The 20,736-nt window shown below is 74.3% G+C and carries 15 protein-coding genes; 11 read left to right on the top strand and 4 right to left on the bottom strand.

Annotation, left to right across the window (positions count from 1 at the left end):
- The first annotated feature begins 96 nt into the window (after positions 1 to 96).
- From ACFY1T_RS16610 to ACFY1T_RS16570, 9 genes are all read left to right on the top strand, one after another.
- Positions 97 to 1,665: an argininosuccinate lyase gene (locus ACFY1T_RS16610; protein ID WP_390788746.1), complete on the top strand. Its 1,569-nt coding sequence runs from the start codon at positions 97 to 99 to the stop codon at positions 1,663 to 1,665.
- Positions 1,631 to 2,611 carry a kinase gene (locus tag ACFY1T_RS16605; RefSeq protein WP_390788745.1) on the top strand — a complete coding sequence of 327 codons (981 nt, stop codon included), beginning with the start codon at positions 1,631 to 1,633 and terminating at the stop codon, positions 2,609 to 2,611. Before ACFY1T_RS16610 ends, ACFY1T_RS16605 begins: the two co-directional genes overlap by 35 nt.
- A gap of 2 nt (positions 2,612 to 2,613) precedes the next feature.
- The gene (locus tag ACFY1T_RS16600) at positions 2,614 to 4,881 is read left to right on the top strand and encodes a pyridoxal-phosphate dependent enzyme (protein WP_390788744.1); all 2,268 of its coding nucleotides are present in this window, start codon (positions 2,614 to 2,616) and stop codon (positions 4,879 to 4,881) included.
- A 74-nt stretch (positions 4,882 to 4,955) separates the two neighbouring features.
- The gene (locus ACFY1T_RS16595) at positions 4,956 to 5,180 is read left to right on the top strand and encodes an MbtH family protein (protein ID WP_390788743.1); all 225 of its coding nucleotides are present in this window, start codon (positions 4,956 to 4,958) and stop codon (positions 5,178 to 5,180) included.
- Positions 5,173 to 6,966 (top strand): condensation domain-containing protein, encoded by a 1,794-nt coding sequence (locus ACFY1T_RS16590; protein WP_390788742.1) that lies wholly within the window; start codon positions 5,173 to 5,175, stop codon positions 6,964 to 6,966. Before ACFY1T_RS16595 ends, ACFY1T_RS16590 begins: the two co-directional genes overlap by 8 nt.
- The gene (locus ACFY1T_RS16585) at positions 6,963 to 10,172 is read left to right on the top strand and encodes an amino acid adenylation domain-containing protein (RefSeq protein ID WP_390788741.1); all 3,210 of its coding nucleotides are present in this window, start codon (positions 6,963 to 6,965) and stop codon (positions 10,170 to 10,172) included. Before ACFY1T_RS16590 ends, ACFY1T_RS16585 begins: the two co-directional genes overlap by 4 nt.
- Before the next feature lie 19 nt (positions 10,173 to 10,191).
- Positions 10,192 to 13,419, top strand: coding sequence for an amino acid adenylation domain-containing protein (locus ACFY1T_RS16580; protein ID WP_390788740.1), 3,228 nt, complete (start codon positions 10,192 to 10,194; stop codon positions 13,417 to 13,419).
- Positions 13,420 to 13,494: 75 nt separating this feature from the next.
- Positions 13,495 to 15,036 (top strand): amino acid adenylation domain-containing protein, encoded by a 1,542-nt coding sequence (locus ACFY1T_RS16575; protein WP_390788739.1) that lies wholly within the window; start codon positions 13,495 to 13,497, stop codon positions 15,034 to 15,036.
- 47 nt (positions 15,037 to 15,083) lie between these two features.
- Positions 15,084 to 16,397, top strand: coding sequence for an MFS transporter (locus ACFY1T_RS16570; RefSeq protein WP_390788738.1), 1,314 nt, complete (start codon positions 15,084 to 15,086; stop codon positions 16,395 to 16,397).
- Here ACFY1T_RS16570 and ACFY1T_RS16565 read toward each other — a convergent pair.
- Entirely contained in the window at positions 16,391 to 16,618 is a 228-nt protein-coding gene (locus tag ACFY1T_RS16565; RefSeq protein ID WP_390788737.1) for a response regulator transcription factor, read from the bottom strand. The genes ACFY1T_RS16570 and ACFY1T_RS16565 overlap by 7 nt on opposite strands.
- A 253-nt stretch (positions 16,619 to 16,871) precedes the next feature.
- On the opposite strand from ACFY1T_RS16565, the gene ACFY1T_RS16560 reads away from it, so the two are divergent.
- Both ACFY1T_RS16560 and ACFY1T_RS16555 read left to right on the top strand, forming a co-directional pair.
- Complete coding sequence (locus tag ACFY1T_RS16560) at positions 16,872 to 17,906, top strand: response regulator transcription factor (protein WP_390788736.1); 1,035 nt, start codon at positions 16,872 to 16,874, stop codon at positions 17,904 to 17,906.
- 97 nt (positions 17,907 to 18,003) lie between these two features.
- On the top strand, positions 18,004 to 18,579 hold the full coding sequence (locus tag ACFY1T_RS16555) for a hypothetical protein (RefSeq protein WP_390788735.1): 576 nt from the start codon (positions 18,004 to 18,006) through the stop codon (positions 18,577 to 18,579).
- 87 nt (positions 18,580 to 18,666) lie between these two features.
- Here the strand turns inward: ACFY1T_RS16555 and ACFY1T_RS16550 are convergent, their stop codons facing one another.
- The 3 genes from ACFY1T_RS16550 to ACFY1T_RS16540 form a co-directional block, all read right to left on the bottom strand.
- Positions 18,667 to 18,915, bottom strand: a complete 249-nt coding sequence (locus ACFY1T_RS16550) for a hypothetical protein (protein WP_390788734.1) — start codon at positions 18,913 to 18,915, stop codon at positions 18,667 to 18,669.
- Between the two features lie 175 nt (positions 18,916 to 19,090).
- On the bottom strand, positions 19,091 to 20,422 hold the full coding sequence (locus tag ACFY1T_RS16545) for an MFS transporter (protein ID WP_390788733.1): 1,332 nt from the start codon (positions 20,420 to 20,422) through the stop codon (positions 19,091 to 19,093).
- 84 nt (positions 20,423 to 20,506) lie between these two features.
- The gene (locus ACFY1T_RS16540; protein WP_390788732.1) at positions 20,507 to 20,707 is read right to left on the bottom strand and encodes an MbtH family protein; all 201 of its coding nucleotides are present in this window, start codon (positions 20,705 to 20,707) and stop codon (positions 20,507 to 20,509) included.
- Between the last annotated feature and the right edge of the window lie 29 nt (positions 20,708 to 20,736).

Below are 20,736 nucleotides of genomic sequence, written 5' to 3'. Positions count from 1 at the left end.
CCACCCCGCCCCAGCCCTTCGCGCGACGCGCGCCGACGAGGCGTGCCCCGGCATGCCCCCGCACCCCGCACCAGAACATGAAACGGAACACACCACGTGACGAGTGACACCCCGGGGCCCGCCCCCGAGTTGAGCGGCCGGATCCGCGGCGGTCCCGCTGAACTCCTCCACGACGAAGTGCTGGCCCCGCAGTTCGGGTTCGAGTCCCGCCACCTGCTGCGCCACTACGTCGCCATCGAGAAGACCCTGGCCGCCGAGTACGTCCGCATGGACCTGATCACCGCCGAGGAGGCCCGCCGGATCGCCGCCCTGCTGGACGCCGTCGGGTCCGACACCCTCAGCGCGCAGCCCGGCGCCAACATGTCGGACATCGCCTTCGCCCTCGAACGGCACGTCGAGGCGGGCCTGCCCGCCCCGGTCACGCACTGGCACGCCGACCGCAGCCGCAACGACCTCCAGGCCTGCGCCCAGGTGATGTACGGCCGCGACCAGCTCGCCCGCTTCGCGGGCGCGCTCCTTGAACTCGGCTCGGCCGTAACCGAGTTGGCGCAGGAGACGTGCGACCTGCCCATGCCGGGGTACACCCACTTCCAGGCCGCCCAGATCATCACCCCCGGCTTCCACCTCGCCGCGCTCTCCGAACACCTGCTGCACACCCACGCCCGGCTGCTGAACGCGTACGACGGCATCGACACCTGCCCGCTCGGCGCCGGCGCCATGGCCGGACAGGAACTGGCCTGGGACCGTGACCGGATGGCCCGGCTGCTCGGCTTCTCGCGGCCGCAGCCCCATGCCCTGACGGCCGTGGCCTCGCGTCGCTGGAGCGCCGAACTGACCGCGGAACTCAGCCTGCTGGGCACCGCGCTGAGCCGCTTCACCACCGACCTGCTCACCTGGGGTGGCAGCGAGTACGGGTTCATCGAGCTGCCCGACGAACTGTCCGGCATCTCCTCCGCCATGCCGCAGAAGAAGAACTACCCGGTCCTGGAACGCATCCGGGGGCGCACCGCCCACCTGACGGCCTTCCACTTCGACGTGCTCCTGGGCCAGCGCAACACCCCCTTCTGCAACCTCGTCGAGGTGTCCAAGGAGGCCGGCACCCACCTGCTGAACGCCTTCGACTCGGCCCACGGCACCGTCCGCCTCCTCACCGAGGTACTGCGCCGGCTGACCTTCCGCGCCGACCGCATGCGCCAGGTGTGCGAGCGCGAGTTCCTCGGCGGCTTCAGCCTCGCCAACGCCCTCTGCCTCACCGAAGGGGTGCCCTGGCGCACCGCCCAGGTAGTCGCCGGCAAGTACGTCGTGCTCGCCGCGACGGCGGGCGCCGCCCCCGCCCCGGGCGAACCCGCCCTGCTGGCCGAGGCGGCCGCCGGACACGGCATCACCCTTGCCGACCCCGCCCGGCTCCTCGACGAGGCCTTCGACGTCGACCGGGGCCTGGAGCGCATGGTGTCCGCCGGGTCGGCCCGCCCCGACGCCGTCCGCGCGGTCCTGCGCGACCAGCAGGAGACGTACGAACAGCTGCGCTCCGACTGGCAGGCGCGCGCCGCCGCGCTCCGCGCGGGCGCCGAGGAGGGCGACCGCGCCCTGTACGGAGCGCCCGACGACAAGATCCACGAGGAGGACGGCGATGGCACCCGCGCCCGCGTACAGCACGCCCACTGACTCCGTCGCGGGGGCGACCACCGTCCCCGTCGGCCCCGGCTCCGGCAGCGCCTTCGGCACCTTCGGCGAACTGCTCCAGGGCGCCCTGCCCCACCCCCAGGGGGACTTCCTGGTCACCTTCCCCCTCGCCCGCTGGGCCACCGCCGTGTTCCACCCCGAGCCCGGCCGCCGCGAGGTCCAGGTGCGCCCGGCGCACAAGGCCAAGTCCCGCCGTGTCGCCGAGGCGGTCCTGGCCGCCCTCGACACGGCGGACGGCGGCCTGCTGGAGGTCGCCGGAGACCTGCCCGAGGGCAAGGGCCTCGCCAGTTCCTCCGCCGACCTGGTCGCCACCGTACGGGCCGTCGGGGCCGCCCACGGGCGCGCCTTCACCCCGGCCGAGACGGAGGACTTCCTGCGCGGCATCGAACCGGCCGACGGGGTCATGTACGACGAGATCGTCGCCTTCCACCACCGGGAGGTGCGCCTCGGCCGCCGCCTCGGGGTGCTGCCGCCCCTCACCGTCGTCGCCCACGACGAGGGCGGCCAGGTCGACACCGTCGCGCACAACCGGGGCGCCCGGTCCATCGGCGCCGCCGACCGGGAGGAGTACGCACGCCTGCTGGACCGGCTCACCGACGCCGTGGGCCGCGGCGACCTCGCCGAGGTCGGCGCCGTCGCCACGCGCAGCGCCGAGATGAACGCCCACCGCCGCCGGCGCGCCGGATTCGCGGAACTGCACGCCCTGTGCCGCGAGGTCGACGGGCTGGGCCTGGTCCTCGCCCACAGCGGCACCATGCTCGGCGTCCTCCTGGAGGCGAACGACCCCGCCCTCGCCGGCAAGACCGAGCACATCCGGGCCGGCTGCGCCGCCCTCGGCGGCGAGGTGTCCGTACACCGCTCCCTCGGCACCGACGACAGCTGGAGCCCGCAGGCCCCACCCGCCCACCCCACCGAGCTGGAGATCTGAGCATGCTGTTCGACACCGTGACGGACGCGATCGGCGGGACCCCGCTGGTCCGGCTGCGTCTGGGCGAGGCCCGGGGCGTGGAGGTCTACGCCAAGCTGGAACTGCAGAACCTGTTCGCGATGAAGGACCGCGTCGCCCGCAACATCCTGCTGGAGGCCCGGCGGCTGGGCATCCTGAAGCCGGGCGACCCCGTCATCGAGAGCTCCTCGGGGACCATGGCCCTCGGCGTCGCCCTCGTCGGCCGCTCGCTGGGCCACGAGGTGCACATCGTCACCGACCCGCGGATCGACCCCGTCACCCTCGCCAAACTCCGCGCCCTGGGCTGCAAGGTGCACGTCGTCGGGGCGATGACCAGCCACGGCTGGCAGAGCGCCCGCCTGGAGCGGCTCGCCGAGCTGCGGGGCGAACTGCCCGGCGCCTTCTGGCCGCAGCAGTACGCCAACCCCGACAACCCCGGCGCCTACCGCACTCTCGCCGCCGAACTCCTGACGGACCTCGGCCGGTTCGACACCCTCGTCGGAGCCGTCGGCAGCGGCGGCTCCCTGTGCGGCACCGCCCGGGCGCTGCGCGAGCGGCTGCCCGCCCTGCACGTCGTCGGCGTCGACTGCGTGGGCAGCGCCCTCTTCGGCCAGCCCGACGTGCCGCAGCGGCTGCAGAGCGGGCTGGGCAACAGCCTGCTGCCCAAGAACCTGGACCGCACCCTCGTCGACGAGGTGCACTGGCTCAACGACCACGAGGCCTTCGCCGCGACCTGGGACCTCGCCCGCGAGCAGCAGATCTTCGCAGGCAACACCTCGGGCTCCGTCTACCGGGTCCTCACCGGCCTCGCCGAACGCGCCGAACCCGGGACCCGGATCGTCGGCATCCTCCCCGACCGCGGCGACCGCTACGCCGACACCGTCTACAACGACGAGCACTGGGACGCGAACCGGCTGCGCGAGGTGCCCACCGCCACCGCAGCGGCCGCCCTCGGACCCGACGGGACCGCCCGCACCTGGTCCACCGTCGCCTACAGTCCGCCCGCCGGGATCGGCCGGCACCTGCTGTTCGTGGAGTCCAACACCACCGGCACCGGCATGCTCGCCCTGGAGCGGGCGCGCGAACTGGGCACCCTCCCCGTCCTGCTGACCGGCGACCCCGACCGCTACCGAGGCCTCGCGGAGACCGGCGCCGAGGTGGTGCGCTGCGACACCAACTCCGACGCAGCCCTGCGCGCCGCCGTACAGGAGCGGTTCCGCCGCGAGGAGATCGCCGGGGTCACCACGACCAGCGACTTCTACGTACCGGCCGCCGCCCGGATCGCCCGGTGGCTCGGCCTGCCCGGCAACGCGCCCGAGGCGGTGGCCGTCTGCCGCGACAAGTCCGCCCTGCGCGAGAGGCTGCGGGCCGCGGGCGTCCGCCAGCCCCTCTACTCCCTCGTCCGCGAACCGGCCGGAGCCGCGGCCGCCGTCGCCCGCACCGGACTGCCCTGCGTGGTCAAGCCGGCCGACGACTCGGGCTCCACCAACGTCCTGCTCTGCGCCGACGAGGCCGAGGTCCGCGCCCAGATCGAGCGGATCCTCGCGATCGACACCAACGTGCGGGGCATGCCCACCGCCCGCACCGTCCTCGTCGAGGAGTACCTGGACGGGCCGGAGTACAGCGTCGAGATGTTCGGCGAGGACGGGCAGACCGTGTGCGTCGGCATCACCGCCAAGTCGGTGACCGCCGGACCGCACTTCGTCGAGCACCGCCACCTCTTCCCCGCCCCACTGCCCCCCGCCACCGCCCGGCTGATCACCGACACGGTGACGGCGGCCCTGGACGCGGCCGGGATCCGGCTGGGCGCCACCCACACCGAGGTCAAACTGACCGCCGACGGGCCCGCCCTCGTCGAGATCAACCCGCGCCCGGCCGGCGGCATGATCCCCGAACTGATCCGGCTCGCCGCCGGCGTCGACCTCCTCGACGCGCAGCTGCGCGCCGCCCTCGGCCTGCCGCCGCACCTGAAGGTCGAGGAGGCCGGCCACGCCGGGATCCGGTTCCTCCTCGCCGACACCGACGGCATCCTCACGGCCGTCCGCGGCGCCGAGGCCGCTGCGGCCGTAGAGGGAGTGGAATCGGTGCTGGTCACCGCCGCCCCCGGCACCTCCGTCCGCAGGCCCCGCAGCGCCTCCGACCGGCTCGGGCACGTGATCGCCCGCCACGCGGAGCCCGAAGGCGTGCACGCCGCCCTGGACGCGGCGCACGCCCTGTTCCGCCTGGACATCGAAGCCGAACCGAACTCCTGACCTTCCGTCGCATCCGTTCCGCCGAAGAGCCGTACGACCCGTACGGCCACCACCGAACCGAAAGGTGAACCGCCATGAGCAACCCCTTCGAGAACGACAACGCCTCCTACGTCGTGGTCCGCAACGACGAGCTCCAGCACTCCCTGTGGCCCGCCACCAACGCCGTCCCCGCCGGCTGGACCGTGGTGCACGGCCCCGACGGCCGCCAGGCCTGCCTGGACCACGTCGAGCAGGTCTGGACCGACATGCGCCCCGCCTCCCTGGTGGCCGCCCTCGCCGGGAACGCGCCCCGTGGCTGAGCCCGTCCACCGCACCGAGCACCCGGCCGGACCCGACCCCGTACGGACCCTGCGCACCCTCTTCGCCGAGGTCCTCGGCCGCGCCGAGGTCGACGCGGGCCACAGCTTCACCGGGCTGGGCGGCGACAGCATCCAGGCGATCCAGGTCGTCAGCCGCGCCCGCGCGGCCGGCCTGGTCGTCAGTACCCGCGACGTGCTCCGCGCGGAGAGCGTGAGCGCGCTCGCCGCCACCGCCCGCGCCCAGGGCAGGGTGGGCGATGAGGCCGGACCGGCCACGCCCCCGCGCCGTCTGGGCCCGCTGGCACCCACCCCCATCATGGGCTGGCTCGCCGAACTCGGCGGTCCCGTCGACACGTACAACCAGTCGCTCGTCCTGCGCACCCCGCCGGGCTTCGGCGCGGCCGCCGCCGAACGCACCGTCCAGGCCCTCCTGGACACCCACGAGATGCTCCGCCTGCGACTGCCCGACGGGATCGGGGCCGGCGGCGCCGAACCGGTCGTACCGCCCGCGGGCTCCGTCGCCGCGGCGGAGCTGCTGGAGCACGTGGACGCCCGCGGGAGCGCCGAGGCGGAACTCCCCGCCCTGACCCGGGAGCGGATGCGGGCCGCGCGGCGCCTGCTCTCGCCCCGGGACGGCCACGTGCTGCGCGCCGTACTCCTGGACCGGGGAGCCGGACAGCAGGGACGGCTCGCGCTCGTCATCCACCACCTCGTGGTCGACGGCGTCTCCTGGCGGATCCTCCAGGACGACCTGCGCAGCTGCTGGACGGCGCTCGACGAGGGCCGCGAGCCCGTCCTGGAACCGGCGGCGACCCCCTTCGCGCACTGGGCCGACCTGCTGCGCGCGGAGGCCACCTCAGGCCGCCGGACCACCGAGGCCGACCGCTGGGCGGCCGCCCTGCGCGAAGCCCCCCAGCCCTTGGCCGGGGTCCGCGCGCCCGGAGGGCTCGACCCGCAGAGCCCGGAGAACACCCTCACCCTGACCCTCGGGCCGGACGTGACGGGCCCCCTGCTCACCACCGCGCCCGGCCTCGTCAACGGCACCGTCAACGACGTCCTGCTGACCGCCCTGGCCCTCGCCGTGCTCGGCCGGCGCGGTGCCGACGGAGCCGACGGCATGGACGAGGAGGGCGCCGTCCTCGTCGACGTCGAGGGCCACGGCCGGGAGGAGGTCGCCGACGGCACCGACCTGTCCCGAACCGTCGGCTGGTTCACCACCGTGTTCCCCGTCCGGCTCGCCCTCGGCCGCCCCGACCTCGACGAGGCCCGCGCGGGCGGACCCGCGGTCGGCGCCGCCCTGCGGCTGGTCAAGGAGGAACTGCGCGCCGTACCCGACAAGGGAATCGGCTTCGGGCTGCTGCGCCACCTCAACTCCCGTACCGGACCCGGTCTCGCGGCGCGCGGCATCCCCCAGATCGGCTTCAACTACCTCGGCCGGTTCCCGATGGGCGGCGACGCGCCCTGGGACGCCGCGCCCGGCCACGACTTCGCCCTCGACGACGCCGACGAAGGCCTGCCGATGGCCCACGCAGTGGAGGTCAACGCGGCCGCCCACGAGGGCCCGGACGGCCTCACCCTCAGCGCCACCTGGACCTGGGCGGGCAACGCCTTCCCCGGTTCGTGGGTCCACGACCTCGCGCGGGAGTGGTTCACCATGCTGCGCGCCGTCGTCACCCACGCCGCCCGCCCCGACGCCGGCGGGCTGACCCCCTCCGACGTCACCCTCGCCCAGGTCAGCCAGGCCGACCTCGACACCTTCGAATCCCAGCTCGGAGCCCTGCTGTGATCCCTCTGTCCCACGCCCAGCAGCGGCTGTGGTTCCACGCCCGGGACGGCGCCGACGGCGCGCTGTACCACATCCCCGTCGGACTGCGGCTGCACGGTGCCCTCGACCGCCCGGCCCTGCGCGCCGCGCTCGCGGACGTGAGCGGCCGTCACGAGGCGCTGCGCACCGTCTTCCCCGACGAGGCGGGCCGCCCCCACCAGCGGGTCCTGGACCCCGCGGACGTCGCCCCGGTGCTCACCGTCACCGACTGCCCGCCCGCCGAGCGCACCCGGCGGGCCGAGGAAGCCTCGTCTCGCCCCTTCGACCTCCGCGTCGAACCACCGCTGCGCGCCGCCCTGTTCACCGACGGCGCCGAAGACCACTACCTGCTCCTGGTCCTGCACCACATCGCGGGCGACGGCCATTCCGTGAACATCCTCGTCCGCGACCTCGCCGCCGCCTACACCGCCCGGTGCGCCGGCCGGTCGCCCGAGTGGCCCGAACTGCCCGTCCAGTACCCGGACTACGCGCTGTGGCAGCGCGAACTCCTCGGCCCGGCCAAGGACCCCGCCTCCCTGCACGGCCGGCTGCTCACCCACTGGGCGGCCGTCCTCGACGGCCTGCCCGAGGAACTGGCCCTGCCCGCCGACCGGCCGCGCCCGGCCGTCGCCGGCCACCGGGGCGCACTGGTGGAGGCACGGACCGACGCCGCCATCCATGCCGGACTGGCCGCCCTGGCCCAAGGCGCCCGCGCCACCCCGTTCATGGCCGTCCAAGCCGCCTTCGCGGCCCTGCTCACCCGCCTCGGTGCCGGCACCGACCTGCCGCTCGGCTGCCCCGTCGACGGCCGGGACGACGAAGCCCTCACCGACCTCGTGGGCCTCTTCGTCAACACCCTGATCGTGCGCGCCGACACCTCGGGCGACCCCACCTTCACGGAGGTACTGGGCCGGGTGCGCGCTGCAGCCCTGGAGACGTACGCCCACCGGGAACTGCCCTTCGAGTCGCTGGTCGAACGCCTCAACCCGGTTCGCTCGCCCGCCCGCCACCCGCTCTTCCAGGTCGCCGTCGCCGCCCAGCGCGGCGAGCCGCGGACCCCCGCCTTCGCGGGCCTGCGGGCCGAGGTGGAGGCGGTGCGCACCGACACCGCCAAGTTCGACCTCACCCTGGAGGTGGAGGAGCTCCACGACCCGGCCACCGGGCAGCCCCTGGGCCTGCTCCTCGGACTGGAGTACGCGAGCGACCTGTTCGACGAGGCCACGGCCCGGCGCCTGCTGGACCGTCTCGTCCACCTCATCGGCGCCGTGGTCCGCGAGCCCGGCGTACCGCTCTCCGCACTCGACGTCCTGCTGCCCGGGGAGCGCGCCGACCTGCTGGAGCGCTGGCAGGGCGCGCCCGTCGCCCCCGACGCCCGAACCGTCCACGGTGCCTTCGAGGAGCGGGCCGCCGCCCACCCGGGCCGCCCCGCGGTGGTCTGCGCCGGCCGGGAGACCACGTACGGCGAACTCGACGCCCGGGCCGACCGGATCGCCGGACGGCTGCGCGCCCTCGGCGTCCGGCCGGGCGAGTCCGTCGCCGTACTGATGGACCGCTCCTGCGACCTCGTCGCCGCCTGCCTGGGCATCCTCAAGGCGGGCGCCGCCTACCTGCCCTTGGACGCGCGGGCTCCGCGCGCCCGTACCGAGGCCGTGCTCACGGCGGCCGGGGCCGCCGTCCTCGTCACCGACGTCCCGGACGGGGAGCCCGTACCGGCGGGTCCGCGCCGTGTACTGCGTCCGGACGGACGGCCCGCCACGGAGGCGGGGACGGCCGGGAGCGCCGGACCGAGAGGGCACGCCGACGGGCTCGCCTACCTGATGTACACCTCCGGCTCCACCGGCACCCCCAAGGGCGTGGCCGTCTCCCACCGCGAGGTCGTCGCCCTCGCCACCGACCGGCGCTGGCGCGGCGGCGCGCACGAGCGGGTGCTGCTGCGCTCCCCGCACGCCTTCGACGCCTCCACCTACGAACTGTGGGTGCCGCTGCTGAACGGCGGCCTGGTCGTCGTCGCGCCGCCCGGCGAACTCGACGTCGACGAGCTCGCCCGGCTGATGTCCGAGGAGAAGGTCACCGGGACCTTCCTCACCGCCACCCTCTTCAACGTCCTCGCCGACCGCTGCCTGCCCGCGCTCGGCACGCTGCACGAGGTGATGACCGGAGGCGAGGCCGCCTCGCCGTCCATGGTCCGCCGGGTCCGCGAGGCCTGCCCCGGCACCATCGTCACCAACGCCTACGGCCCCACCGAGACCACCACCTTCGCGGCGACCTTCGCCGTCGGCCCGGGCCAGGAGGCCCCCACCGGGCAGGTCCCGATCGGCCGCCCCCTCGACGGCACACGGCTGCACGTCCTGGACGAGAGGCTCGGCCTCGTGGCGCCCGGCGTCATCGGCGAGCTCTACATCGCGGGCGCCGGACTCGCACAGGGCTACCTCGGCCGGGCCGGGCTGACCGCCGAACGCTTCGTCGCCTGCCCGTACGGCCCCCAGGGCAGCCGGATGTACCGCACCGGCGACCTGGCCCGCTGGAGCACCGACGGCCAGGTCGAGTACCTCGGCCGCGCCGACCGGCAGGTCAAGATCCGCGGACTGCGCATCGAACCCGCCGAGATCGAGCACGTCCTGGCCGGCCACCCGGCGGTGGGCCAGGCCGCCGTCACCGTCGTGGACACGGCCGCCGGTCCCGCGCTCGCCGGCTACGCCGTCCCCGCCGAGGGGACCACCGCACCCGACCCGCGGGAGCTGCGCGAGCACCTGCGCGCCCGGCTGCCCGACTACATGGTGCCCGCCACCCTCACCCTGCTCGACGCCTTCCCCGTCACCGCCAACGGCAAGACCGACCTGGCGGCCCTGCCCGTGCCGGGCCCGGCGACGATCGGCGGCACAACGGCCCGCCAGGAACCCCGCACCGACGACGAGCGCACCCTGTGCGCGATCTGGGAGCAGGTCCTGGGCGTGCCGGACATCGGCGTCCACGACAGCTTCTTCGATCTCGGCGGGCATTCCCTGCTCGCCACGCAGCTGCTCGCCGAGGTCCGGGACCGGTTCGGCGGCGCCGTCGGCATCCGCCAGTTCTTCACCGGCCCCACCGTCGCCGAACTGGCCGCCGCCCTGCCCGCCGCCGCGGCCGCCGGCGCCGGCGCCGAGGACCCGCCGATCGTCCGCCGGGCCCGCCGCACCCAGACCGCCTGACCACAGAAGGAACACCACCGTGAACCACCCGCCGTCCACCCCCGCCGCCCCGGCCGCCCGCTCCCTGGTCGAGGACGTCCTGCCACTGTCCCCGCTCCAGGACGGCATCCTCTTCCACGCCCTCTTCGACGAGGAGGAACGCGACGTCTACGTGGCCCAGCTGCTCCTCGACCTCGACGGCCCCCTCGACGCGGACCGTCTGCGCGCCGCCGCCGACACCGTCCTCGACAGGCACGCCAACCTCCGCGCCGGCTTCCTGCGCCGTGCCACGGGCGAGCCCGCCCAGGTCGTCCAGCGCGGCGTTCGGGCCCCCTGGCAGGAGGTGGACCTGTCCGGGCTCGGCGAGGCCGAGCGCACCGCCGCCGTCGACACCCTCCTCGCCGAGGACCGGGCGACCCGCTTCGACCTCGCCCGGCCGCCGCTGCTGCGCTTCACCCTCGTTCGCACCGGCCCGCTGTCCCACCGGCTGCTGCTGACCTACCACCACATCGTGATGGACGGCTGGTCCTGGCCGGTCCTGGTCCGCGAGCTCCTCGCCCTGCACCACGCCGACGACGCCCCGCTGGGCCCGGTCACCCCCTACTCCGCCTTCCTGGGCCGGCTCCACAGCCGCGACAAGGCCGCCGCCCAGGACGCCTGGACCCGCGCCCTGGACGGCCTGCCCGGCGGAACCCGTACCGCGCCCGTGTCCCCGCCGCCCGGCTCGGTGCTGCCCGACCGCGTGGAGACGTACCTCCCCGAGTCCCTCACCGAACGGCTCGGCGCCCTCGCCCGCGGCCACCGGATCACCTCCGGAACCCTGCTCCAAGGCGCGTGGGCACTCCTGCTCGGCCGGCAGATCCGCTCCGAGGACGTGGTCTTCGGCGCCATCGTGAGCGGCCGCGACCCCGAACTGCCCGGCGTCGCCGACATCGTGGGCCTGTGCATCAACACCGTGCCGGTCCGCGTGCGCATCGACCCGACCGAGCCCCTCGTCGCGCTGTTCGAGCGGCTGCAGGACGAGCAGGCGCGCCTGATCGACCACCACCACCTGGGGCTGGTCGAGATCCAGCGGCTCGCGGGAGCGGGCGAGCTCTTCGACTCCTGCGTCGCCTTCCAGAACTACCCGGTCGACGCGGCCGGCCTCGCCGCACTCGGCGCGGGCGGGCTCCGGGTCAGCGGAGTGGACCCGTACGACGCCGCCCATTACCCCCTCTCGTTGACCGCCATCCCCGGCGACCGGCTGCGGCTGCAGATCGACTACCGGCCGGACGTCTTCGAACGCGACACCGCCCAGGCCCTGATCGAACGCCTCGCCCGGCTCCTGGAAGCCGTCGTCGAGGACCCCTCGCGCCCGGTGGGCACCGTGGACCTGCTCTCGCCCGCCGAACGCCACCGCGTCCTGGTCGAATGGAACGACACGGCCCGCGACGAGGAGTACGCGGAGGTCGTCGAGCGCGTCCGGCAGCAGGCCGGGCGCCGCCCCGACGCCGTCGCCGCCACCGACGAGACCGGCCGCGAACTGAGCTACGCGGACCTCGTGGCCCGCGCCGACGCCCTCGCCCTGGCGCTGCTCGCCGACGGGGTGCGCCCCGGCGACCTGGTCGCCGTACTCAGCGAGCCCACCGCCCGCGTCCCCGTCGCGATGCTCGGCATCCTCGGCTCGGGTGCGGCCTACGTCCCCCTCGACCCCGAGGGCCCCGTCACCCGTACCGCCGACCTCCTGGCGAGCGGCGGGATCGCCCGCCTGCTGGCCGCCCCCGAACAGCGGGAACGTGCCGAGGAGATCGCCGCGGCGGTCCCCGGCGGGCTGCCCGTCCTCGTGATCGACGACGCGGCCGCCGCGGTCCCCGGCGAGCGCCCCGCGCCGGCCGGCGGGCCCGACGCCCTCGCCTACGTCTGCTTCACCTCGGGCTCCACCGGCAAGCCCAAGGGCGCCATGGTCCACCGCCGGGGCATGAACAACCACCTCCTGGCCAAGGTCGAGGACCTCGGTCTCGGCGACGGCGACCGCGTGGTGATGAACGCCCCGCTCACCTTCGACATCTCCGTGTGGCAGATGCTCGCCCCGCTGGTCACCGGCGGACGGGTCCACCTGGTCACCCGGGACACGGCCCGCGACCCGGCCGCCCTGTTCGACGATGCCGCCCGCAGGGGGATCACCGTCCTGGAGACCGTGCCCTCCTTCGTCCGCGCCGCCGTCGACCTGTGGGACACGGGCGTGCTGCCGCCGGCCCTGCCCGGGCTGCGCTGGTTCATCGTCAACGGCGAGGTGCTGCCGCCCGAACTGTGCACCCGCTGGTACGCGCTCCACCCGCAGGCCGCGATCGTCAACGCCTACGGCCTCACCGAGTGCTCCGACGACAACACGCACGCCTTCATCGGCCCCGCGGTTGAGGACCAGCTGGAACACGGCCGGCTGCCCGTCGGCCGCCCGCTGCGCAACAACTCCCTCTACCTGCTGGACGCCGCGCTCGCCCCCGTACCGCCCGGTGTGCCCGGCGAACTCTTCATCGGCGGCACCGGCGTGGGCCCCGGATACCTGCGCGACCCGCGCCGCTCCAGCGAGCGCTACGTCCCCGACCCGTTCTCCGCGGTGCCCGGCAGCCGCATGTACCGCACCGGCGACCTCGCCCGGATGCGGGCCGACGGCCAGCTCGACTTCCTCGGCCGCCAGGACCACCAGGTCAAGGTCCGCGGCAACCGCATCGAACTGGGCGAAGTGGAGACCGCGCTGCGCGCCGTGCCCGGCGTCGGCGAGGCCGTCGTCGCCGTCGACCGGGACCACGCGGGCCAGCAGCGGCTCATCTGCTACTTCACCGGTACGCCCACCGCCGAGGAGGTCCGCACCGAACTGGGCCGGAACCTCCCCAACTACATGGTCCCGTCGCTGTTCCTGCACCTGCCGCAGTTCCCGCTCACGGTCAACGGCAAGCTCGACCGCAAAGCGCTCCCCGACCCGGCCACCGTGCACCGCCCCGCCGGACGACTGCCCGCCACCCCCACCGAGAAGACGGTCTGCGAGGTCTTCGCCTCCGTCCTCGGCCTCCAGGAGGCCGGGATGGACGACGACTTCTTCGCCCACGGCGGCCACTCGCTCCTCGCCACCCGCCTGACCGGCCGCATCGGCACCGCACTCGGCGTACGGCTTGGCATCCGCGACCTCTTCGAGACGCCCACCCCCGCGGGCATCGCCGCCCGCCTCGCCGAGGCCGCCACCGCCCCCGCCCGTCCCGCTCTGCGCCCCCGCTCCCGTGAGCGGGCGTAACCGGCTCCGCCAGGTCCGACCAGGTCCGACCGCGCCGCGAAGAGCCCGACCGCACCCCCAGGAGACACCACCACCATGAGCCCGACCGAGACCACCCCCGTGCCCCTGCGCATCGCGCACCGGGCGGGGCTCACACCCGAGGCCACCGCGGTCCGCGCACCCGAGGGCAAGCTGACGTACCGCCAGTTCGACCGGCGGGCGCGCGCGGTGGCCGAGGAGTTGCGCGCGGCCGGCGCCGGGCCGGAGGACACCGTCCTCCTGGGAGTGCGCCGCGGCGTCCACTGGGCGGTGGGGCTGCTGGGCATCTGGTACGCCGGCGCGGCCCCCCTCCTGGTGGACCTCGACGCCCCCGACGACCGGCTGCGCACCCTGCTCGGGGCCACCGGCACCCGGCACGCGGTCGCCCCGGACACCCGCGCCGCCGCGATGCTGCAACGCCGCACAGGGAGGGAGCTGTTCTGGGCGTCCACCACGACCGCGGCCCCCGCGTCTGCGGCCCCGCCCGCCGACGTCGCACCGGGGTCCCTCGCCTACGTGCTCTTCACCTCCGGATCCACCGGGCAGCCCAAGCCCGTGGCGGTCGGCCACGCCGGACTCGCCGCACAGGTCGCCACCCTCGCCGAACGCTACGGTCTGACCGACCAGGACGCGGTCCTGCAGTTCGCGGCCCCCGCCTTCGACGTCAGCCTGGAGGAGGCCCTGCCCACCTGGTGCACGGGCGGCGCGGCCGTATTCGTCAAGGACAACGTGCTCTCACCCGCCGAACTGGAGCCCTTCCTTGCCGCGGAGCGGATCAGCGTCGTCAACCTGCCCACCCCGTACTGGTCGCAGTGGGCCAAGGACCTGGAGCGCGCCCCCCGGCCGCTGCCGTCCGCACTGCGCCGCGTGGTGATCGGCAGCGACGCGGGCCGCACCGCGGACCTCAGGCGCTGGACGGCGGCCGGCCACCCCCCGGTGATCAGCTGCTACGGCCTCACCGAGTCCACGATCACCGCCACCTCCTACGAGCCGGCACGGGCCGAACTCGCCGGCTTCACCGGCGACGAGCTGATCCCGCTGGGTGAACCCCTGGCCGGCGTACGGGCGTACGTCCTCGACGAGGAACTGCGCGAGGCGCCCCCCGGCGTCGCGGGCGAACTGTACCTGGCGGGTTCCTGCCTGGCGCGCGGCTACCACGGCCGGCCGGGCCTGACCTCCGAGCGGTTCGTCGCCGACCCCTTCGCCGACGCCCCCGGCGAGCGCATGTACCGCACGGGCGACCGGGTCACCCGCGCCCCCGGCGGCGGCCCGCTCGTCTTCCTCGGGCGCACCGACGACCAGGTCAAGATCCGCGGCCACCGCGTCGAACTCAAGGAGGTGGAGGCGGCCGTGGCCGCCCACCCCGACGTCGTCGACGTGGTCGTGCGCGCCGTCGCGGCGGCCGACGGGCCGCAGCTCGCCGCCTGGGCCGCCGTCACGGTCGGCAGCCCCCTCACCCCCGACGAACTGCGCCGTCACCTTCTGGCCAAGATGCCCGGGTACCTCGTACCGGCCGTGGTGACATTGATGGAGCGGCTGCCCCGTACCCCGGGCGGCAAGCTCGACCCCAAGGCGCTCCCGGCGCCCGCCTTCCGATGAACCCGCACCCCGCGGACCCCGTCCGCGACCAGACAAGGAACGCACCCGTGTCCGTCACCACCGACGAGTCCACCGAGACCGGTCAGGCCGTGGAGCGCCGCCAGCGCAGGGACTTCCGTCTCTTCATGTCCTCGCACATCTGCAACGAGCTGGGCGGCAGCATCACGTACGTGGCCCTGCCGCTGATGGCGGTGCTCACCCTCGACGCCTCGGCGATGCAGACGGGCCTGCTGTCCGCCGCGGAACACGCGGCGTTCCTGCTGCTGGGCCTGCCCGCCGGGGCCTGGGTGGACCGGATGCGCAAGCGCCGCGTGATGATGGCCGCCGACCTCGCGCGCGCCCTGCTGCTCACGGCGCTGCCGGTGGCCTACCTGCTGGACCTGCACTCGATGCCGCTGCTGTACGCGGTCGCCCTGATGCTGGGCTGCGCCCGGCTGTTCGGCGACGTCGCCGATCAGAGCTATCTGCCGACCCTCATCGGCAAGGACACCCTGATCGCGGGCAACTCGAAGCTGGAGACCGTGCGTTCGGGGGCCGAGTTCGCCGGCCCCGGCGTCGCCGGCTTCCTGGTTCAACTGCTGGGCGCGGCCGGGACCCTGGCCGGCCAGGCCGTCACCTCACTGGTCTCAGTGGTCCTCCTGGGCCGGATCGAGGCCCGTGAGGAGAAGCCGGAACCGGCCCCGCGCCGGCACCTGCTGCGTGACATCCGCGAGGGGTTGAGCTACGTCCTGAGCCACCGGATCCTGCGGCTCATCGCCCTGAACACGGCCGCCGTGAACCTCTTCCTCAGCGCGGTGATGGCCATCGAGGTGCTCTTCCTGACCCGGACCGTGGGGCTGCCGCCCGCGGCCATCGGCTGGGTGCTGACGACGGCCACGATCGGCTCGGTGCTGGCCGCCACCGCCGCGGACCGGGTGACCCGGGCCGTCGGCGCGGCCCGGCTCACATGGCTGTCCCTGCTGGTGACCATGCCCTTCGGGCTGCTGCTCCCGCTGGCCGACAAGGACTGGCGGATCGGGCTGTTCGTGCTCGGATCGCTCGTCCAGTCGGCGGGCGTCACCCTGTACAACATCTGCCAGGTCACCTACCGGCAGACGGTCTGCCCGCCGCACCTGCTCGGTCGGATGACCGCCACCATGCGCTTCCTGGTGTGGGGCGTACTGCCACTGAGCGGCCTGCTGGCAGGACTCCTCGGCGAACTCCTGGGAGTGCGGGACGCTTTGTGGGTGTGCGCCGCGGCCCTGTCGGCGGCCCCGCTGGTCCTGCTCTGCTCCCCGCTGCGGCGGATGCGCACGTTCGAGGACGGTGCCCCGGTGGTCGGGGCGGAGGCCGAGGCCACGGGCGCGCGGTCGGCTCAGTAGCCCATCCGGAAGGCGATGTGGGTGAGCTGGGTCCGGTTCACCGCGCCGGTCTTGCTGCGCAGCCGTCGCAGGTAGGTGTCGACCGTGTGCGGGCTCAGCCCCATCCGGGACGCGATCATCCGGTAGGTGTCCCCCTGCGCGAGGTAGGCGAGGACCTCCTGCTCGCGGGGGGTCAGGGCGGGCAGCTCCGGTGCGCGGGCGGTGAGCGTGGTGTGCAGCATGTGGGGCTCCGGATTCCGGATCGAAGGAGAAAAGGAGAAGGGGAGCGGCGGGGCTCGACACCCCCGGCGGCGGTGCGATCGCTTTGGGCGCGATCGCACCGTTTCGGACTTCCGGGGCCTGAAGTGGCCGGTCACCCGCCGCTGTTCGTGGGGTCCAGCCTTTCGTCCTGCTTATCCTGGCGCCAGGGGGCGGGCACCTCACCAAAGTGCCTGGCAGTAAAGCGACCAGGGGCGAAAAAGGCAAAGTGGGACAATGCAAACATCAGACGTGGTGCCGGATCCGAACAACGCCGATGTCGACATCGACGTCTACGGCTGGGTGCTCGAACACCGCACGGTGGACGTGGACGCGGTGGCCGCCGGTACGGGGCGCGAGGCGGACGAGGTCCGGCGCAGTGTGTCCCGCCTGCGCGCCTCACGCCTGCTGCATGTGAGCCCGATCGACCCGACGGTCGCCTTCGCGGTGGCCCCGGACACGGCCGCCGAGCAGCTCGTGGCGCCTCTGGAGGCGCAGATCCGTGACCAGCAGCGGGCGATCAGCGGGATCCGTGAGGACTTGGGCCGCTTCCTGCCGCACTATCTGGGCCGCCGCTCCACGGGGGAGTCGCTGGAGGTCCTGGAGAGCCTGGAGGACGTGCGCGGGGCACTCAACCGGGCTTCCCTCAACTGCACGACCGAGATGCTCAGCTCGCAGCCCGGGGGTGGCAGCCGGGTGCCGGAGGCGATGCAGGAGGCGCTGCGGCGGGACGAGGCGATGCTCCGGCGAGGGATCTCGATCCGGACGCTCTACCACCACACGGCCCGCTTCAACGGGCCGAGTCAGGCCTACGTCGCGGCCACCTCCGTACTGGGGGCGCAGTACCGCACCGCGCACGAACTGTTCGGCCGGCTCATCGCCTTCGACCGGGAACTGGCTTTCATACCGGTCTCCGACGGCAGTTGGGGCGCCGTGGTGATCCGCGAGCCGTCGACCGTCGCCTACCTGTGCAACATCTTCGACCAGACCTGGGACCTGGCCTCCCCGTTCTCGGCCGCCGCGGGCCAGGGGCTCGAGGAGGTGGCCCGGGAAATCCACGAGACGATCATCCGGCTGCTCGCGGCGGGGCTGAAGGACGAGGCCATCGCCCGTCGCCTGGGCATGTCGCTGCGCACCGCCCGGCGCCACATCGCCGACATCATGCAGGAGCTGGGAGCGGGCAGCCGCTTCCAGGCCGGTGTGGCCGCCGCCGCGCGCGGACTGCTGGACGCGGAGGGCGAGGTGGACGGCGACCCGGTACGGCCTTCCTGACCTGGTGTCACGCGTTCTCGTGTCTGTCGCCGTCGGCGGGCGTGTCGCAAGCTGCTGGGATGGGAGCTGTGGAGCCGCTGAACAAGAGGGGCACGTGATGGACATGCCGGACGAAGCCTGGGAACGGGAGGCCCCGCACCTGCGGGAGATCCTCCTGTTCCTCTCGGTCCACCTGGACCGGACGCCGGGTGTGCTGTGGCCCGAGTACGACAACCCGGCGTTCGAGGACGCCGACGACATCGTCGACGGTGACGACACCGTCGACGCCGAAGAAGTCGACCGGGTCGAGGACGCCGACGACACCGGGCCGGGCTCGGCGGGCGGCGGTGTGTGCCCGGCGCAAGTGGACCGGTTCACCGCCGAACTGGCCGCGCTGACCGGCCTGTCCGTGCGGCTGGACCGGGTGGAGACGGCCGGGGCCGTCCCGGGGGTCGGTGCGGACGCGGCCTGCGCCGGGCAGCCCGGTGGCCGCGAGCACCTCCTGATCCACCAGATCGCCGGCGCCGTGACCTGGCGGCTGAGCGGGACGGGCGAGAGCGGCCGGCCGGAGTCCTTCCAGTGCCGGCTGCTGCCCGGCGAGCTGCTGTACGTACCGGCCGGCTGGTCGCGCCGCCGCGTCGGCGCACCGCAGTCCCGGTACGCGGTCATCTGCCTCGGCAGCAAGGGGGATTGAGGCGCGAGGTGAAGAAAAGGGGGGGAGGGCGGATCGCATCGCGATCCGCCCTCCCCCCTTTTCGACGGCCCTTGCGGGCCGGCGGGATCAGCCTCCCCAGGAGCTGTCGGCCGTGTCGCGGCCCCGGCCGCCGATCGCGCCGGTGACCGTCACCACCCGACCGTCGGGCAGGACGATCTGACGCGGCGTCGGGTTGGTGGTGCTGCCCTCGCCCGCGATGGTGGTCGTCACGGTGGTCGTGGCCGTGTCGCCGTCGGCGGCCTGCGCGGCGCCGGCGGCGGGCAGCAGCAGCGCGGACGCGGCTACGGACAGGGCGAAGACGTAACGCTTGAGCATGGGATCCCCAGGAGTACGAGCGGTCTGGTCCGGGCGCGGACCACTTCGTGGGCCGTCCGCGCCGTTCGGTGCAGGACCAACCTTGCCGTGCGGTAGGCCCCTCGGTGATCGATCAGGCTGCTCATCAAGCTGCCTGGCGCGATGGTGAGGGGCCGCAAAACCGGATGGATCAACTCTATTCGGTCATGATTCCCGCGCCTACAGGGGCCGGAGAGTCCTGCTCCCGCCGGGCGGGCGGCTCCGCCTGCTCCGCCGGGCCCCGGCCGTCGAGCTCCCGCCACACCGGGAAGACCAACGGGGTCAGGGTGACCGTGAGGTACAGAGCCCCCGTCCCCAGCAGCGCCGGCACCAGCCCCGCCGCGTCCAGGGCCAGCCCCGCACCGAGCATGCCCAGCGGCGTCGCCGCCAGCGCGGCGGCGACCAGCAGACCGAACACCCGCCCCCGTACCGCCTCGGGCACCCGCTCGTAGGCGACCGACATCATCAGCGGGCCCACGATCCCCGATCCGATGCCGGACAGGGCCAGTACCGCCAGCAGTACCGTCGCCCCGGGCTCGACGGCCAGCGCGGCACACCGCACAGCCCCGACCAGGACGAAGGCCCCGACGAAGACCGCGCGCCGCGGCATCCGGTGGCCCGCCCAGCCGTACAGGGCCGCCCCGAGCAGCGCGCCGGCCCCCATGGCCGTCACCATCGCCCCGAACAGGGCGCTGCTGCGCAGCACCTGGGTCCCGTACGCCGGGTAGAGAACCCCGTTCAGCGCCCCGTCCAGGGCATTGGTCAGCATCAGGACCCCCACCATCGCGCCCAGGAGCCGGTCCCTGCGCAACTGTCCGATTCCGAAGCGCAGTTCCCGCGTGTAGGAACCGCGTGGTTGCCCGTCGCAGACCGGGCGCGGACGGGCCGTCGCCGGCACCAGGGTCGCCACGACGAGGGCGGACAACGCCATCGCCGCCAGGTCCGCGAACAGGGTGCGTACGGGGCCGACGGTCGAGATGAGCAGGCCGGCCAGAGGCGCGCCCGCCATCATGCCGATCCGGCGGGCCCCCTCGACGGCTCCGGTGGCCCGCTCCGCCGTGACGCCCGCGCGTTGCATCGCGCCGGGCAGGAGCAGTTGCTTGGAGGTGTCGGACGGGCCGCGGGCCGCCCCGACCAGGAAGACCAGCACGATCAGCACGGGCAGCGGCAGGGCTCCCCAGGCGTGCAGGAGCGGGATCAGGCCGATCGCGGCGGCCGTCAGCAGATCCGCTCCGACGCTGGTCGCACGGACGGGCAGCCGGTCGACCACCGGACCCGCGAGCACGGCGGAACACAGCAGCCCCAGCACCTCGGCGGTGGCGACGAGCCCCGTCCGGGTGCCGCTGCCGGTGCTGTGCAGGACGAACCAGGGCACGGCGACCAGGGTCGCCGCCATGCCGAGCGAGGAGATCCCGCCGGCCGCCACCAGGGCGCCCAGCGGGGTGCGGCGGCGCGATGACGCGGAGCCGCCGGGGTACGAGCTGGTCATACGGGGTTCCTTCCGGCACCGCCGCGCCGCCCGGCAGCCCGCGGTGGGGTCTGCCGGGCGGCGTGGTGCCCGGGGATCGTCGGGTCAGCCGGCCATGCTCACGCGGAGGCTGAGCGGGCGCATGTCCGTCCACACCCGCTCGATGTGCGCGAGGCACTCGTCCTTGGTGCCGCGTACGCCCTGGTCGTGCCAGCCGAGCGGGACGGGCCGGCCGGCCTCCCAGAGGGAGTACTGCTCCTCGTCGTTGGCCACGACCAGGTACTGCTGCGGGGACGCGTCGTTCATGGTGTTCTCCTCGATGGATCAGGAATGCG

This window comes from Streptomyces sp. NPDC001194, assembly GCF_042896985.1.
GTDB lineage: Bacteria > Actinomycetota > Actinomycetes > Streptomycetales > Streptomycetaceae > Streptomyces.
Note: the sequence above shows the minus strand (reverse complement) of the source record. Positions and strands in the feature narration are given on the sequence as shown.